Raw genomic sequence first — 14339 nt, forward strand, 5'->3', positions numbered from 1 at the left:
CTTACTTCTCTATATTTAGTGCATAGTCTAGCATTAGTGAAGGAATATCTACTTCACATACTCTAACAGTGTTTTTGTATTCTGTTGTATTGTTTACTTCGTGAACCACTAATCCTTTCTCTTCGCTTTCCATCAAATCTACACCTACAATATCTCCATAAACTGCATTTTTTGCCTTAATACACATTTCTTCCATTTCTTGTGTTACCTCGCATGGCTCTGCAACTCCTCCCAGTGCCATGTTTGTTTTCCAATGCTCAGAATTACGGTAAATAGCTGCAACAATTTTGTCACCTACCATAATTGCTCTGATATCTCTAGGTGGTCTTTTTACAAACTCTTCTAGATAATGAACTTGATAAATTGGATACATGTTCTCTCTACTTTCAATAATTCCTTCAGCAGAATCTTTATCGTTTAACTTTGAGATTAATCTACCCCAGCTTCCAACTGTTGGTTTGATTACTTTGGGATATCCTTGTGAATCTAGTGCTCCAAGAGCTGCATCCTTTGAGAAAGCAACTGTTGCATCTGGTGTTGGAACTCCAGCTTTCTTTAACAACATATGTGTGAATAACTTGTTTCCTGCAAAAATTCCAGTGTTAAGACAATTGATTACTTTGACTCCTAATCCTTCAAGTGCTGCAGTTGAATGCAAGTTTCTGTAATAACTTACACACCTTTGTATAACTACACCATAATCTTCAGGTTTTTTTTCTAAATCTATTGCTAACTTCTTACAATCTACCATCTGTATGTTGATGTTCTTTTTCTTACCTGCTTCTAGTAGGCCTTTTTCTTCCCAACGGATGGTATCATAAAGAATAGTAACGTCAGGACTCACTGTCCCCAATCCTCGCCAACCGTTTGGGCAGGCTTTAGATCGAAACCGTCTGAACCTTTTGCTAATTCAAAACTTGCGCCACATTCCGGACATGTTACAATTTCTCCTTCAAGTGCATCACTTGGTATAGAAATATCTGCATCACATTCTTCACATTTTGACATATTCTCTTCTCCACCTCCTCTCTATTTATCATTAATTATTTTTTCAAGTCTATCTTCAAGTGGAATTTCAATTAGATCTCCCATTCTAAGACCCTTTAATCCAGCTGCAACTGCTTTTGCACTTTCATCGTCTTTTTCTAATCCTAATAGTGACATGAGATAAGCTGCTCCTGTCTTTCCTGCCAATTCTCCAAATACGATTCTTCTTCTGTTGCCTACTGCTCTAGGAGGAATAGGCTCATAGGCTGCAGGATTTCTGAGTATTGCTGCAAGGTGTGTTCCTGCCTTGTGTTTGTATGCTGAAGAACCAACTATTGGTTTTGAATCATAAGGCTTGATTATTGTATAATCTTCAATTAATCTAGATAAATCTAGTAACATATCTAATCTGAAATCATTTGGTGATTTGTACAAGTATGTTAATGCAACTGCAACTTCTGCAAGTGGAGGAATTCCTGTTCTTTCTCCAATACCATCAATGGTTGTGTGAATTTGATCAACTCCTGCATCACATGCTGAAAAAGCGTTAGCCACTGCAAATCCGATATCATTGTGTACATGTGCATCTAGTGGGACATCAATAGAATCTCTTACCTTCTTTACAAAATTATACATTCCAATAGGACGAAGTATTCCAACTGTGTCTGGAAGACTAATTCTGTCAACACCTGCTTCTTCTATTGCTTTGCAAACTTTGAGTAAAAATTCTGGCTCTGCCCTACTTCCATCTTCTACTGTAAATCTAATTTTTAATCCATGTGATTTTGCATACTCTACAGTTTCCACTGCTCTCTCTAATGCCTCTTCTCTTGTGATGCGAAGTTTGTCTTTTAGGTGTATGTCTGAAATCCCCAGATATGCTGCACACCATTTTGCGTCACAGTCTAATGATGTGTCAATGTCTTGTTTAAGAGCACGTCCATGAGAAACAATATCTGCCTTTAGTCCTTGTTTAATGATTGTCTTTGTTGCTTCTTTATGATCACTTGATACAACTGGTGAAATTTCAATTTGGTCTACGCCGAAATAATCTAACATCCATGCGATTTGGATTCTTTGTTTGTTTGTAAATGAAACACCTGGATGTTGTTCTCCTTCTCTTAGAGTACTATCTAATACTCTAATCTTCTTTGGATTCTTTTCATATGCATTGTATATGTTTGCATAGTGATTCGGATCTTTCATTACAGAATTCGTTAACATAAATTGATGATATAAACATATTCGTACTAGTTTCGTTGGAAATAACTAAAAACGATCCTAAACTAGTTTTGAATTAAAATTTTGAAACGAAAGTCGTTTTAGATAACTTTTCTTAAAATAATGACAGTGTTGGTGTCTACCACACCAGGAATTTTTCTTAAAGCATCAATACTGTTGTTAATCTCTGCAATACTTGATGCACTCATAATTGTCGTAATGTCGTATTGTCCTGTAATTTCATAAACTGTTTTTACACCATCAAGCTTTGCAAGTTTCAAAGAAACTTTTGATGTGTCTGTTGCAGAATCAACTGAGACTAAAACAATTGCACTGGTTGCATTTTCTTCACCTAGTTCTAAAGTAAATTTCTTGATAGTCCCATTTCCTACGAGATTTTTTACACGTCTTCTTACTGCTGATTCAGAAAGTTTTAGTTTCTTTCCAATGTCTACAAATGATTCTCTTGAGTCTTCTTTTAGATACCCAATAATTTTTTCGTCTACGTTATCCTTGTACATTTCGCTTTTTCTCCTCTTCAGTTAGTATGATATCTAGAGCATGTAAAACTTTTGTTACATCTTCTTCTGTTATTACTAATGGAGGTAGAATTCTTAGAATATTTCTTCCAGAATATAGCATAAGAACACCTTCTCTGATCAATCCCATCAAAATATCTCTAACCTCGAACTTCATCTCTACACCTATCATGAGTCCTTTACCACGAATTTCTCTGATCATGGTGTGATTTTCCTTTAATTTTTCTAAACCTTCTCTGAAAATTTTTCCCATCTTTTCAGAATTCTCAATCAATCCATCTTCTGTAATTGATTTGAGTGCTGCAATTCCTGCAGCACATGATATTGGATTTCCTCCAAAAGTTGAAGAATGTTCACCTTTGCTAATAGAAGCCAAGATATCTGGTCTTACAAGAGTTGCACCCATTGGAACTCCCCCTGCAATTCCTTTTGCTAAACACAAAATATCTGGTGCTGTGTTCCAATGATCACAAGCCCATAATCGTCCTGTTCTACCTAAACCTGCTTGTATTTCGTCAAAGATTAACAGAATTCCTTTCTCGTCACAAAGCTTTCTTACATCTTGCAAGAAACCATCTGGTGCAACAATAATTCCACTTTCTCCTTGAATTGGTTCTAAAATTACAAATGCAGTATCATCATCAATTACCTCACGTAATGATTCAATGTCTCCATAAGATGCAAATGAAACTTTTTCCACAAGAGGCGCAAATGCTTTTTTGTATTTTGGATTAAATGTTAATGATAATGCTCCAAATGATTTTCCGTGGTACGAACCTTTCATTGCAACCATTCCTTTTTTACCTGTAAACTTTCTTGCAAACTTTATTGCAGCTTCAATTGCTTCTGCACCACTGTTGTTAAGATGTACTTGTGTTAGTTCTTTAGGTGCTAAACCAATTAATGTTTTCAAAAACTCTTCTCTTGTTTTATTGTAAAGTGAACTGTGTACTGTAATAATTTTGTCAACTTGTTCTTTGATTGCATCATTGACTCTTTGATTTTGATGTCCTACTAGTGCTACACCATATCCTCCCATACAATCAATGTACTCTTTTCCATCAACATCCCACACATGAGCTCCTTTTCCTTTTTCAACTGTAACTGGAAATCTCTGATAGAGATTACCCATGTATTGATCTTCACTCATGTTCAATCACCGTACAATTATCATGTGCAATAGCTGATGAAACTGGATTTTCTTTTTGACCATTTGCAATGAGTGCTTTTTCAACTCCCATATCTAATGCCTCAGTTGATGCTAAAATCTTCTTTTCCATTCCTGGTCCAATCTTTGGTCTAATCTCTTTTGCTTCAGCTAGTGTTAGTTTTGGAACAACCTTATCATCCATTAGCAAACCATCAACATTTGTGATGAATAATACTTTGTCACTTCCTACCTTTCCTGCAACATATGCTGCTGCTCTGTCTCCATCTACATTGAGAAATTCAGACTCTTCACTCATTGCAATAGGTGAAATGACAGGCGTAAGACCTTGATCCAAGAGCAATTTTATGAAACTAGCATTAACTTTTCTAATTTTTCCAGTATATCCGCCATCAATTGCTTGTTTTCGTCCTTTTTCATTTACAATTAAGAGCTTCTTTTTTCTGTCTGCTTCTATAATTTTGGCATCAACACCTGATAATCCAATTGCATTAATACCGTTTTTTTGAAGCATCTGAACAATTGTTTTGTTGATTCTGCCAGACATTACCATTGTAAAAATCTCTGCGGTTTCTTTGTCTGTGTATCTACTTTTAATTCCGCTAGGAGATGTTACAAATTTTGGCTCTTTTCCAAGTTGTTCACAAACTTTGGTAACTTCTTTACCTCCACCATGAACTAGAATCACTCCTTCTGACTCTGCAACTTTTTTGATGTCTGCAATTGTTGATGGATGTAAATCATCTACTACACTTCCACCAATTTTGATAGTAATCATTTCTAAACAGGTGTTAGTGGTGTATATCTTAGTCCGTCCATTTCATCAAAACCACACATTACGTTCATGTTTTGGATGGCAGAACCTGCTGCACCTTTCATCAAGTTATCTGATGCAGATAATGCAATTAATCTATGGTTGTCTTCGTCTAAATCAAATCCTATATCACAAAAGTTTGAACCAACCAAGAATTTTGGATCTGGGAATTTGTATAATCCTTTTTTGTCTCGAATTAATCTTACAAATTTCTCTTCACCATAAGTTTGACGATATAATTTCCACAATTCTTTTTCATCAACATCTTTATTCATGAATGTGTGGTTTGTACAAAGAATTCCACGAACAACATCTACTGCATGTGGACTCATTGAAACATGAATTTTCTTTCCTGCAATTTCACTTAGCTCTTGTTCAATCTCCCCAGTGTGTCTGTGTTTTGCAGGTTTGTATGGTCTAATGACTCCTGCTCTCATTGCGTGTGCAGTTCCTGAACCAGAACCTGCACCTGATGAACCAATTTTAGAATCTACTACAATGTGTTCTGTATCAATAATGTTATTTCTAATCAATGGAGCAAGTGCTAACATTGATGTTACTGCCATGCATCCTGGACATGAAACAAGCTGTGCTTTTTTGATTTCTTCTCTGTGTAATTCTGGTACTCCAAAAACTGATTTAGATAGATAATCTGGATGTGGATGTTCCCAACCATACCATTTGTCATATCCTTCTTGATTATGTAATCTATAATCTGCACTCAAATCAATAATCTTGATACCTCTATCATACAACGCTTTTACAATTTCTGTGGCAGTTCCATGTGGCACTGCTGTGAAAACCAAATCACATTTGTCAGTTAATTTATCGTAATCTAATTCTGAGAAAGTAAGATCGGTAAAACCCTTCAAACTTGGTTGAACTCTGTGTAGATACTCTCCTACATGTTGTCTTGATGTAACTGTAGTGATCTCAACATTTGGGTGATTGACTAAAAGACGTAATGTCTCTCCACCTACATATCCTGATGCTCCTACAACACCTACTTTCATGATAAACCTCCTCGTAATGGAGTATAATTTATTTCCTAACGTAGTTTAGAGCAAATTCTACCATTTCTTTTGGTATATTTCGTTGTGCAACTCTTGCCAATCCCTTAAATTCTACTGTATTATTGACTTCATGAACAACTAGACCATTCTTTTCGTCTTCCATCATGTCTATTCCTAAAATTCCTCCTCCCATTGCTTTTGATGCTTTTGCAGCCATATCCTCCATCTCTTTTGTGATCTCACAAAGCTCTGGATCGGCACCAAGTGCAATGTTTGTCTTGAATCCTCCTGAAGACTTTCTGTACATTGCTGCAACAGGCTCATCTCCAACAGTAATAACTCGAATATCTCTAGGTGGTCTTTCTACTAATTCCTGTAAATAGTAAATTCTATCATGTGGGCTATCTGTAATATCTCTGATTTCTGAAATTGCATCAAACGTATCTTTGTCTTTAATTGGCATTACCCCTCTTCCCCAACTACCAATTACTGGTTTGATTACTAGTGGGTATCCGACTTTTTCTAAATTCTCAGATGCACTTTCACTTGTAAATGAAAAATATGTTTTTGGTGTTGGCACCCCTGCTTTTTTCAAAAGCAACGTCATGAACATTTTGTTTCCACAAACACTTGCAACATCAAACTTGTTTAGAACCGGAATGTCCATAAATTCAAGACTTGCAGTAAAGTGCAATCCCCTAAAGTAACTGACACATCTTTCTAAAACAACCTCTCCCAAGTCAAAATCTTCTTTCTTACTATCTGTGTTGACTTGAGTAATCTTTGCATCCAGCATCACCGTATCATGTCCTAGTTCATCTGCTTCTTTTTGAAGCATCTTTTCTTCGGCTCTTAGGCGGTCAAACACAATACAGACTTTTGACATTACTCTCCCCAGTCTTCGCCTACGCTTTCTGCTTGTTTAAGCTCAACATTTGATCCGTCTTTTTTTGCGATTTCAAAGTCAGCTCCACAATCAGGACAGGAAACAATTTCTCCTACTGCGGCATCATCTGGGATGTTTAGTGTTGCGTCACATTCTGGGCAGTTCATATTTTTTTTGACCTTTTCTTTTGTAATTTATTAGCTTCTGTTGATTGCATTCCCCACAATTCTACAAATCCTTTGGCCAATTTTTGGTCAAATGTGGACTCTGTACCATAAGTAGCAATTTTATGGCTGTAAAGTGAGTTCTTGGATTTTCTTCCAACTACCCTTAGGCTTCCTTTGTACATCTTTAGCTTGACTGTTCCTGAAACCGGTTTTTGGGATGCTTCGATAAATCCGTCTAAATCTATCTTTAGTGGGTCTTGCCACAATCCTGAATATGCTAGGTATGCCCATTCATCATCAATTATTGATTTGAACTTGTTTTCGTGTTTTGTGTGGACCATTTTTTCTAAATCTGAATGTGCTTCAATCAAACAAGTGGCAGCTGGAGTCTCGTAGACTTCTCTTGATTTTATTCCAACAACTCTGTCTTCGATATGATCAATAATTCCAACTCCTGCAGCTCCTGCTTTTTTGTTGATGTATTCAATTAACTTTTGACCATCCATTGTTTTACCGTCAACTGCTACAGGAATTCCTTTCTCAAATTTAATTTCCAAGTATGTTGGTTTGTCTGGTAAATTTTTTGTCTTAACCCAAATGAATGCATCATCTGGTGGTTCGTTGTATGGATCCTCTAGTACTCCGCCCTCAATTGCACGACCCCACAAGTTCTGGTCAATGCTGAACTTTTTTGCTACAGTATCAATTTTGATTCCGTGTTTCTTTGCAAATTTTAACTCTGTAACTCTGTCTAAATTCTTATCTCGAATTGGTGCAATGATTGGTAGATTAGAACCAGAACGTAATGTAATATCAAAACGTACTTGGTCGTTTCCTTTTCCTGAACAACCATGAGCTAGAGATGTTACTTTTTCTTTTTTTGCAATTTCTAAAACTTTTTCAGCAATTAATGGTCTTGCAAGAGCTGTTGCTAGACAGTATTTCTTTTGATAAAGTGCATTTGCTTTAATTGATGGGAAAATGTAATCTTTTACAAACTCTTTTCTTGCATCTATATTGTAGTGTTTTTTTACTCCTAATTTTTTTGCCTTTGCTGCAATTATTTTATTGTCTTCACCTTGCCCAACATCTACTGTAACTGTAATAACATCCATGTCGTGTTCATCTTGTAGATACTTTACAACAACTGAAGTGTCTAGTCCTCCAGAAAATGCAAGAATTCCTTTTTGAGTCATAAAACATCTTTTCCGTCGTATTTTGGAATTTATCTTTTGTGATAGGCTTGCAAATCATTTCTTTTGCAAAAAATTCTTGGCTAGCTTGAGCTAAAATTCGATGATTATTTAACCGCCAAATATAACGCTGTTTTATGAAAATTCGTACGGCAATTTCTGCTGGTATTGCAGCAATTGTGGTGTTTTCAGTACTTGGAGTTGCTCTTAGTTCTAATGATAATACTCATGAGAATAAACTCCGAATTGCATACTTTCCAAACATCGGACATGCTATTCCAATTGTAGGAATAGAAAAGGGATTCTTTGAAGAACATCTTGGTGATAGTACTCGAATTGAAACCAAAGTTTTTGATAGTGGACCTCAAGCAATAGAAGCTCTCTTTGCAAATTCAGTTGATGTTGCATATGTTGGACCTGGACCTGCAATTAATGGATTTTTAAATTCTGAGAATAACAATGTAAAGATACTTGCAGGTGCTGCAAGTGGAGGTGCAAGTTTTATCGTTCATCCTGATTCTGAAATAAATACTGCATCTGATTTTGCAGGCAAAAAAATTGCAGCTCCTCAAATTGGCAACACACAAGATGTTTCACTACGACACTTTTTGGATGAAAACCAACTAAAGCCCGCTGAGAAAGGAGGTAGTGTTGTTGTTTACAATATCCCAAATCCTGACATTTACACATTATTTGTAAAAGGTGACATTGATGGTGCATGGGTTGCAGAACCTTGGGCCACAATATTAGAAACTGAACTTGATGGAAAAAGATTGTTCCATGAAGAAGAACTTTGGCCTGACCAAGAATTTGCATCCGTTTTATTGATTGGAAATGTAAATTATGTTGAAGAAAACAGTGCAACTATTGCAGAGTTTATCCGTGCACATCATGAAACAACAATCTGGATTCAAACAAATCCCATAGATACTAGAATTGTTTTTAATGATTTTCTAGATTCATACCTTGGACAATCTCTGTCTGATGATGTTGTGGATATCGCATTATCAAATATTTTGATAACTGCAGATCCTAAACCCCACTCTGTCTTCTCTTTTGCTGAAAAAGCCGATGCATTGGGATATCTTGGAAGAAATGGATATGATTTGTCTGGAATTTTTTACAGCTTTGATACAAATTCTCTAGAGGAGGCTAATACTCGATGACCAAACTAGAGGCCAAAAACATTGTCAAGTACTTTAACCATGATTCTCATAAACTCAAGGCTCTGGGTGGGATTGACCTCAAAGTAGAGTCTGGTGACTTTGTATGTTTGATAGGGCCTTCTGGATGTGGAAAATCTACCTTTTTGCGCATAGTTGCAGGCTTGGAAAAGCCTGATGATGGTCAGATTCTCTTTGATGGCCGCCCTGTAACTGAGACTGGACCTGAAAGAATCATGGTCTTTCAAGAGGGTGCCTTGTTTCCATGGCTCACAGTACAAGATAATGTGGAGTTTGGGTTAAAGATGGCAGGTATTCCAAAAGAAGAACGTGCCAAAATATCTCACAGGTATCTTGACATGATGCAATTAACAAAGTTCACTGATTCGTATACTTATCAACTTTCAACAGGAATGAAACAACGCGTAGCAATAGCTAGAGCTCTTGTAATGGATCCTGATGTATTATTAATGGATGAACCATTTGCAGCACTTGATGCACAAACTCGTGATTTGTTGTTAGTTGAAATGCAATTGATTTGGGAAAAAACAAAGAAGACTATTCTATTTGTAACTCACAGTGTTGCAGAAGCTGCAGTTCTTGGAACCAAAGTTGTAGTGTTTAGCAATCGTCCATCAATAATTAAAAAAGAAGTTGATAATGATTTTCCAAGACCTAGAGTTTCTGAAGATGAATCATTATTGAAATTCCAACAAGACTTGTTATCTGAACTAAGACCTGAGGTAAAGAAAAACAAACAGTGATTATCATGGCAAAAAATTACACACCTCACAGAATTGCTTTTTATATTGGCATCATTGTTGTTTGGCAAATAATTGCAATGACTGGACTTTGGCCAGACAATGTTTTTCCATCTCCCTATGAAGTAGCTGAAGACTTGGCTTATGGTGCATCTGATGCGAGTCTGTTTTATGGCATTGTAACTAGTATGTGGAGATTGGCAGTAGGACTTGCAATCGCAATTGCTGGTGGTATTGTTTTAGGAATCTTTATGGCAAGAGTTGAAGTTGTGAATCAAACAGTTGGTTCTTTGGTATTGGGATTGCAATCAATTCCATCTATTGCATGGGTGCCACTTGCAATTCTTTGGTTTGGTTTGACTGATGGTGGAATTATCTTTGTTACTGCAATTGGTGCAATCTTTGCTGTAACGATTAACACCTACACTGGCGTCAAAAACATCAATCCCCACTTTATAGAGGCTGCAAGAAATATGGGTGCAAAGGGCAGTCAACTTGTAACTGCTGTGCTTATTCCAGCAGCATTTCCGTACATGATTTCAGGCTTTAAGCAAGGCTGGGCCTTTGCCTGGAGAGGTGTTATTGGTGCAGAAATCCTCTTTTCATTCCTGGGATTGGGCTTTTTACTTAATGCTGGACGTTCTCTAAATGATGTTTCTCAGGTAATTGGAATCATGCTTGTGATCATGGGAATTGGTCTTGCAGTAGATGGAGTTGTCTTCAAAAAACTTGAAGACAAGGTAATGTCCAGATGGGGCTTGCGATGATCCTTGAAAATGGTTCAATCTTTATAGGATTCAAACATTTCGTCGAATACTTTATGAATATCTCATTTAAAGACAAATAAAATGAAATTTTCTTCTTCTGTAGTCTTTGTCTTATTTACTATTAGCATTGCTCCTTTTGCAATAGCAGATTTTGATAATATTGACACAGACAATTTATTACAATTTGATTTTTCTTTTACTCCGTTAACCCCTACAGATAGTTCACCTAATAATTTCTACAAGTTAGAAGTTGATAATCAAGGGAATATCTTTGTGGTTCAAACTGATGTCCATAGAATTCTAAAATTTGACTCTAATGGCAAATTTATTTTCCAATTTGGCACTCATGGTTCAGGTGAGGGTGAAATGACTCAACCTAGGGACATTGCCATAGATAGTTCAGGTGATCTATATGTTGTTGATGGTGGAAATCAAAGAGTTCTAAAGTTTAATTCTGCTGGAGATTATCTAAATACTTTTGGTGATTCTGCTTTTTCTTATTTGCCTAGATTGAATATGGGTGGCATTCACATTGATGAGGAAGACAATGTTTTTGTTGCAAACAGTGGAAGAATTTTCAAATTTAATCTTGATGAGACATTAAAAGACATCTATGGTCAAGACGGTGCTGATAAAGGAGAAGCATTATTCATTATGGATATGGATATTGATTCCCGAGGAAATCTTTATGCATCTGAAAATAATCTTGATAAAATTCTAAAGTTTGATGAGAATGGTAATTTTCTATTTGAATTTGGTGAATCTGTGAGTGGTATTTCAGAACCTGGAAAATTTACTAGCCCTGTGGATGTTGCAGTAGATAGTAAAGGTAATGTCTATGTTATTGACAGCTTTGATGATTCACTCCAAATCTTTGATCCTCAAGGAAATTATGTTCATAGAGTTGGTGATTCTACTGATGACACATTTTATGCTCCATCTGGAATTACAATTGATAATTTAGATAATTTGTTTATCGCAGATACAAATCATCAACTTGTTCAAAAATTTGTTTTGAATCCTGTAGATCTCTTTGTTGAACAACCTGACAATGAGGCAGAAGAAATTCCAAATACTCCTCAATCCATAACTGTTGAAAAAGAACCTGAACCCACTGTCCCAGCAATTCCTTCAACTACAACAGAAACACTTGATAATACAACAAAACCTATTGCATCTTTTGTAGATCCATCAAAAGATCCTCAACATTATGTTGACAGATACAACAATGAGGAAAACTATCGAGATTGGTTTGACAAGAATTATCCTGAGTACGAGTCAATCTATGAAGCAGTGGGTCTTGATGAACCCATTACTGTACCCACCCTTCCAATATATCCAGATTATACTCCTGATCAACATCGTCTGCTAGGTATTGTTGATGGGGTTCAATCCTATCAAAATACAGAATACGGATTTACAATTGATTTTCCCTCCCCCCTACTGTTCTTGATTGACTTTCCTTCTTTGTCTGACTATGATGACGCAGAACAAATTATTCAATTTGGTGGATATCCGCCACACAGTCGTATCATAATTGAAAATTTACCTGATCATGCAAATTCCATAGATGACCAAAAATATTTGGAGACCTTGGAGAAAAGATCTATAACTTTTACTGATACTGTTACAAACAACTTAGAACCAAATTCTTCTACTATCACCTCTTCAGAAATAACTAGTGTTGATAATCACAAAGCATATCAAGTAATCCATGAAACAACATATGAAACAGAAACTCCTGAAAAAATAAGCGCTACCCAGACTGTAATTATTACTGATATTGTAAATGATGATGATATTTTGTCAATTATGATTGTCAATATGCAATATGAAACAGAGTTAGATGTTTCCTCACTTACTATGTTTGCTCCAAAATTTACAAATGAGCAATTAACTGCTTTTCTTGACTCATTCAGGTTTACAACTGAACATCTTCCAAAAATATATGGAAACTCTGATGCCGGATTTGAAATAATCTTACATGATGATTGGACTGTACGTGATTACAGCTTTGTAACTAATGTTGGTGATCTGGTAGAAAAACCACTAGATGAATACTTGCACAAGTCTTTTGATCATTTGGTGTCATCAGCTAGAATCTTTCCTGATAATTCCAGGCATATGCCTGGTGTGGATTCTTTGAATGTTGATATTGGAACAAAAGATGATTTGTTTGTCAATCAGAGCCCTGCTGCTTTTCTTGCCTCGTATCAAGAACATCATTATGATCTGATGAATCGACTCGGTGCCATGTCTTGTGATTTAATTTTACCTCAACCCCATACTGTTGATGGTGTGAAATCTTTTCAATCTCAAATAAGTTGTAACGAAGCAGACAAAGATCAATTCTCTAAAATCAATTACACTTTACTTTTAACAAAAGATCATTTTGTGTTGATACATTTCATTGAGAGACCTGCAGTAGATAATTCTAGATATGTTGATGATATATCTACAATGATAAATTCTATAAAACTAAACATGGTATCTGAACCTGAAGCTTCAACGATAAACAAGTCCTCCTTGTCCGAAAATGATGCTGAATTAACTTCTACTCCTAAATCTTCAGAGATTAGATGTGGAATGGGAACTGAAATGGTGGATGGAATTTGCGTAGTTAGTATTGATGAAGAACCTTCTGAAGAATTATCTGAAGAACCATCTTTTGTTGAAAACATTTTTGGATTTTTCAAATCTTTGTTTAAATAATTTTTTCCATAAACTATTGGAAAAAAGGTTATCAATTATTATAATTTTGAGCCTGTATGAACAAAGTAGTACATTTTGAAATTCCTTTTGATGATGAATCAAGAGCACAAAAGTTCTACCAAGATGTCTTTGGATGGCAAATAACAAAGTTTCCAGAAATGGATTACTTTCTTGCTGTAACCACTCCAAGTGATGAGAACATGAAACCAAAGGAACCTGGTTCGATTAATGGTGGTCTCTTGAAAAAAGATCCTACAGGAAATCATCCAGTTATTGTAATTGATGTTCCATCTCTTGATGATCATATTGCCAAAATTGAATCTGCAGGAGGCAAAACAATAATGCCAAAAATACAAGTCGGTGATTTTGGATTATATGCTCGAGTGCAAGATACTGAAGGAAACATTATTGGAATTTGGCAGACTCTGAAAGCCTGCTAAATTATTTTTCTTTTTCATATTTCTTTTTGTGAAAATAGGATTCACTGTTAATATGTAGGTATTTTTGGAAATGATTAATGGATCTTAATAGAATTTTAGTTCCACTCGATGGTTCAAAAAAATCCTTTCAAGCTTTAGACAGAGCTCTAACTTTGGCAGGATTTACTCATGGACAAGTAACTTGTATTCATGTAATCCCCCATGTGGCTGATGGAGGTCCACGAACAAAAACATTTGATAAGCAACTCCAAGAAGATGGAAAAATATTGCTCAAAAAAGCAGAAAAACGAGCAGGAAACAAAAATGTAAAATTTACAACAAAAATTCTCAGAGGCTCACCAGGACATGTGACACTTCATACTGCAAAAACAGGAAAATTTGATCACATTGTAATGAGTACCACTGGTTCAGGAAGTGCATCCAAAGATATGATTGGTAGTGTATCCAATCATGTTCTTCAAAAATCCAAAATACCTGTGTATTTGATAAAGTAGGAAATTTTGTAACA

The 14339-nt window shown here is 35.8% G+C and carries 16 protein-coding genes; 6 read left to right on the top strand and 10 right to left on the bottom strand.

Going from position 1 to position 14339, the window contains the following annotated elements:
• Position 1: 1 nt before the first annotated feature.
• From lysX (ACQY22_RS05865) to ACQY22_RS05910, 10 genes are all read right to left on the bottom strand, one after another.
• A complete protein-coding gene (gene lysX / locus ACQY22_RS05865; protein ID WP_428323776.1) occupies positions 2-844 on the bottom strand; it encodes a lysine biosynthesis protein LysX in 843 nt (280 codons plus the stop codon).
• Positions 841-1008, bottom strand: coding sequence for an alpha-aminoadipate/glutamate carrier protein LysW (lysW/argW, locus tag ACQY22_RS05870; RefSeq protein ID WP_012215677.1), 168 nt, complete (start codon positions 1006-1008; stop codon positions 841-843). The genes lysX (ACQY22_RS05865) and lysW/argW (ACQY22_RS05870) overlap by 4 nt, the downstream gene beginning before the upstream one ends.
• A 21-nt stretch (positions 1009-1029) precedes the next feature.
• On the bottom strand, positions 1030-2193 hold the full coding sequence (locus ACQY22_RS05875) for a LeuA family protein (protein ID WP_428323777.1): 1164 nt from the start codon (positions 2191-2193) through the stop codon (positions 1030-1032).
• Between the two features lie 116 nt (positions 2194-2309).
• The gene (gene lysM, locus ACQY22_RS05880; RefSeq protein ID WP_428323778.1) at positions 2310-2729 is read right to left on the bottom strand and encodes an HTH-type transcriptional regulator LysM; all 420 of its coding nucleotides are present in this window, start codon (positions 2727-2729) and stop codon (positions 2310-2312) included.
• Positions 2716-3897 carry an aspartate aminotransferase family protein gene (locus ACQY22_RS05885; protein ID WP_428323779.1) on the bottom strand — a complete coding sequence of 394 codons (1182 nt, stop codon included), beginning with the start codon at positions 3895-3897 and terminating at the stop codon, positions 2716-2718. The genes lysM and ACQY22_RS05885 overlap by 14 nt, the downstream gene beginning before the upstream one ends.
• Positions 3890-4693 carry a [LysW]-aminoadipate/[LysW]-glutamate kinase gene (locus tag ACQY22_RS05890; protein WP_428323780.1) on the bottom strand — a complete coding sequence of 268 codons (804 nt, stop codon included), beginning with the start codon at positions 4691-4693 and terminating at the stop codon, positions 3890-3892. Before ACQY22_RS05890 ends, ACQY22_RS05885 begins: the two co-directional genes overlap by 8 nt.
• 2 nt (positions 4694-4695) lie before the next feature.
• Entirely contained in the window at positions 4696-5742 is a 1047-nt protein-coding gene (gene argC, locus ACQY22_RS05895) for an N-acetyl-gamma-glutamyl-phosphate reductase (protein ID WP_428323781.1), read from the bottom strand.
• Between the two features lie 28 nt (positions 5743-5770).
• A complete protein-coding gene (lysX, locus tag ACQY22_RS05900; RefSeq protein ID WP_428323782.1) occupies positions 5771-6628 on the bottom strand; it encodes a lysine biosynthesis protein LysX in 858 nt (285 codons plus the stop codon).
• Entirely contained in the window at positions 6628-6795 is a 168-nt protein-coding gene (gene lysW/argW / locus ACQY22_RS05905) for an alpha-aminoadipate/glutamate carrier protein LysW (RefSeq protein ID WP_012215670.1), read from the bottom strand. Before lysW/argW (ACQY22_RS05905) ends, lysX (ACQY22_RS05900) begins: the two co-directional genes overlap by 1 nt.
• Positions 6792-7991 carry an argininosuccinate synthase gene (locus tag ACQY22_RS05910; RefSeq protein ID WP_428323783.1) on the bottom strand — a complete coding sequence of 400 codons (1200 nt, stop codon included), beginning with the start codon at positions 7989-7991 and terminating at the stop codon, positions 6792-6794. The genes lysW/argW (ACQY22_RS05905) and ACQY22_RS05910 overlap by 4 nt, the downstream gene beginning before the upstream one ends.
• Before the next feature lie 134 nt (positions 7992-8125).
• On the opposite strand from ACQY22_RS05910, the gene ACQY22_RS05915 reads away from it, so the two are divergent.
• From ACQY22_RS05915 to ACQY22_RS05940, 6 genes are all read left to right on the top strand, one after another.
• Complete coding sequence (locus ACQY22_RS05915; protein WP_428323784.1) at positions 8126-9154, top strand: ABC transporter substrate-binding protein; 1029 nt, start codon at positions 8126-8128, stop codon at positions 9152-9154.
• Positions 9151-9915 carry an ABC transporter ATP-binding protein gene (locus tag ACQY22_RS05920; protein WP_428323785.1) on the top strand — a complete coding sequence of 255 codons (765 nt, stop codon included), beginning with the start codon at positions 9151-9153 and terminating at the stop codon, positions 9913-9915. Before ACQY22_RS05915 ends, ACQY22_RS05920 begins: the two co-directional genes overlap by 4 nt.
• Positions 9916-9920: 5 nt before the next feature.
• Positions 9921-10679 carry an ABC transporter permease gene (locus ACQY22_RS05925; protein WP_428323786.1) on the top strand — a complete coding sequence of 253 codons (759 nt, stop codon included), beginning with the start codon at positions 9921-9923 and terminating at the stop codon, positions 10677-10679.
• An 81-nt stretch (positions 10680-10760) separates the two neighbouring features.
• On the top strand, positions 10761-13391 hold the full coding sequence (locus ACQY22_RS05930; RefSeq protein WP_428323787.1) for a 6-bladed beta-propeller: 2631 nt from the start codon (positions 10761-10763) through the stop codon (positions 13389-13391).
• A 56-nt stretch (positions 13392-13447) separates the two neighbouring features.
• The gene (locus tag ACQY22_RS05935; RefSeq protein WP_428323788.1) at positions 13448-13831 is read left to right on the top strand and encodes a VOC family protein; all 384 of its coding nucleotides are present in this window, start codon (positions 13448-13450) and stop codon (positions 13829-13831) included.
• 77 nt (positions 13832-13908) lie between these two features.
• Positions 13909-14325, top strand: a complete 417-nt coding sequence (locus ACQY22_RS05940) for a universal stress protein (RefSeq protein ID WP_428323789.1) — start codon at positions 13909-13911, stop codon at positions 14323-14325.
• Positions 14326-14339: the final 14 nt, after the last annotated feature.

Origin of the sequence: Candidatus Nitrosopumilus sp. (assembly GCF_965263415.1) — an archaeon.
Lineage (GTDB): Archaea > Thermoproteota > Nitrososphaeria > Nitrososphaerales > Nitrosopumilaceae > Nitrosopumilus.

Excerpts from the sequence above, each read along its gene's own strand:
- lysW/argW (WP_012215677.1), bottom strand. The coding sequence starts at position 1,008 with ATGTCAAAATGTGAAGAATGTGATGCAGATATTTCTATACCAAGTGAT.
- ACQY22_RS05875 (WP_428323777.1), bottom strand. The coding sequence starts at position 2,193 with ATGAAAGATCCGAATCACTATGCAAACATATACAATGCATATGAAAAG.
- lysM (WP_428323778.1), bottom strand. The coding sequence starts at position 2,729 with ATGTACAAGGATAACGTAGACGAAAAAATTATTGGGTATCTAAAAGAA.
- ACQY22_RS05885 (WP_428323779.1), bottom strand. The coding sequence starts at position 3,897 with ATGAGTGAAGATCAATACATGGGTAATCTCTATCAGAGATTTCCAGTT.
- ACQY22_RS05890 (WP_428323780.1), bottom strand. The coding sequence starts at position 4,693 with ATGATTACTATCAAAATTGGTGGAAGTGTAGTAGATGATTTACATCCA.
- argC (WP_428323781.1), bottom strand. The coding sequence starts at position 5,742 with ATGAAAGTAGGTGTTGTAGGAGCATCAGGATATGTAGGTGGAGAGACA.
- lysX (WP_428323782.1), bottom strand. The coding sequence starts at position 6,628 with ATGTCAAAAGTCTGTATTGTGTTTGACCGCCTAAGAGCCGAAGAAAAG.
- lysW/argW (WP_012215670.1), bottom strand. The coding sequence starts at position 6,795 with ATGAACTGCCCAGAATGTGACGCAACACTAAACATCCCAGATGATGCC.
- ACQY22_RS05910 (WP_428323783.1), bottom strand. The coding sequence starts at position 7,991 with ATGACTCAAAAAGGAATTCTTGCATTTTCTGGAGGACTAGACACTTCA.
- ACQY22_RS05915 (WP_428323784.1), top strand. The coding sequence starts at position 8,126 with ATGAAAATTCGTACGGCAATTTCTGCTGGTATTGCAGCAATTGTGGTG.
- ACQY22_RS05920 (WP_428323785.1), top strand. The coding sequence starts at position 9,151 with ATGACCAAACTAGAGGCCAAAAACATTGTCAAGTACTTTAACCATGAT.
- ACQY22_RS05925 (WP_428323786.1), top strand. The coding sequence starts at position 9,921 with ATGGCAAAAAATTACACACCTCACAGAATTGCTTTTTATATTGGCATC.
- ACQY22_RS05930 (WP_428323787.1), top strand. The coding sequence starts at position 10,761 with ATGAAATTTTCTTCTTCTGTAGTCTTTGTCTTATTTACTATTAGCATT.
- ACQY22_RS05935 (WP_428323788.1), top strand. The coding sequence starts at position 13,448 with ATGAACAAAGTAGTACATTTTGAAATTCCTTTTGATGATGAATCAAGA.
- ACQY22_RS05940 (WP_428323789.1), top strand. The coding sequence starts at position 13,909 with ATGGATCTTAATAGAATTTTAGTTCCACTCGATGGTTCAAAAAAATCC.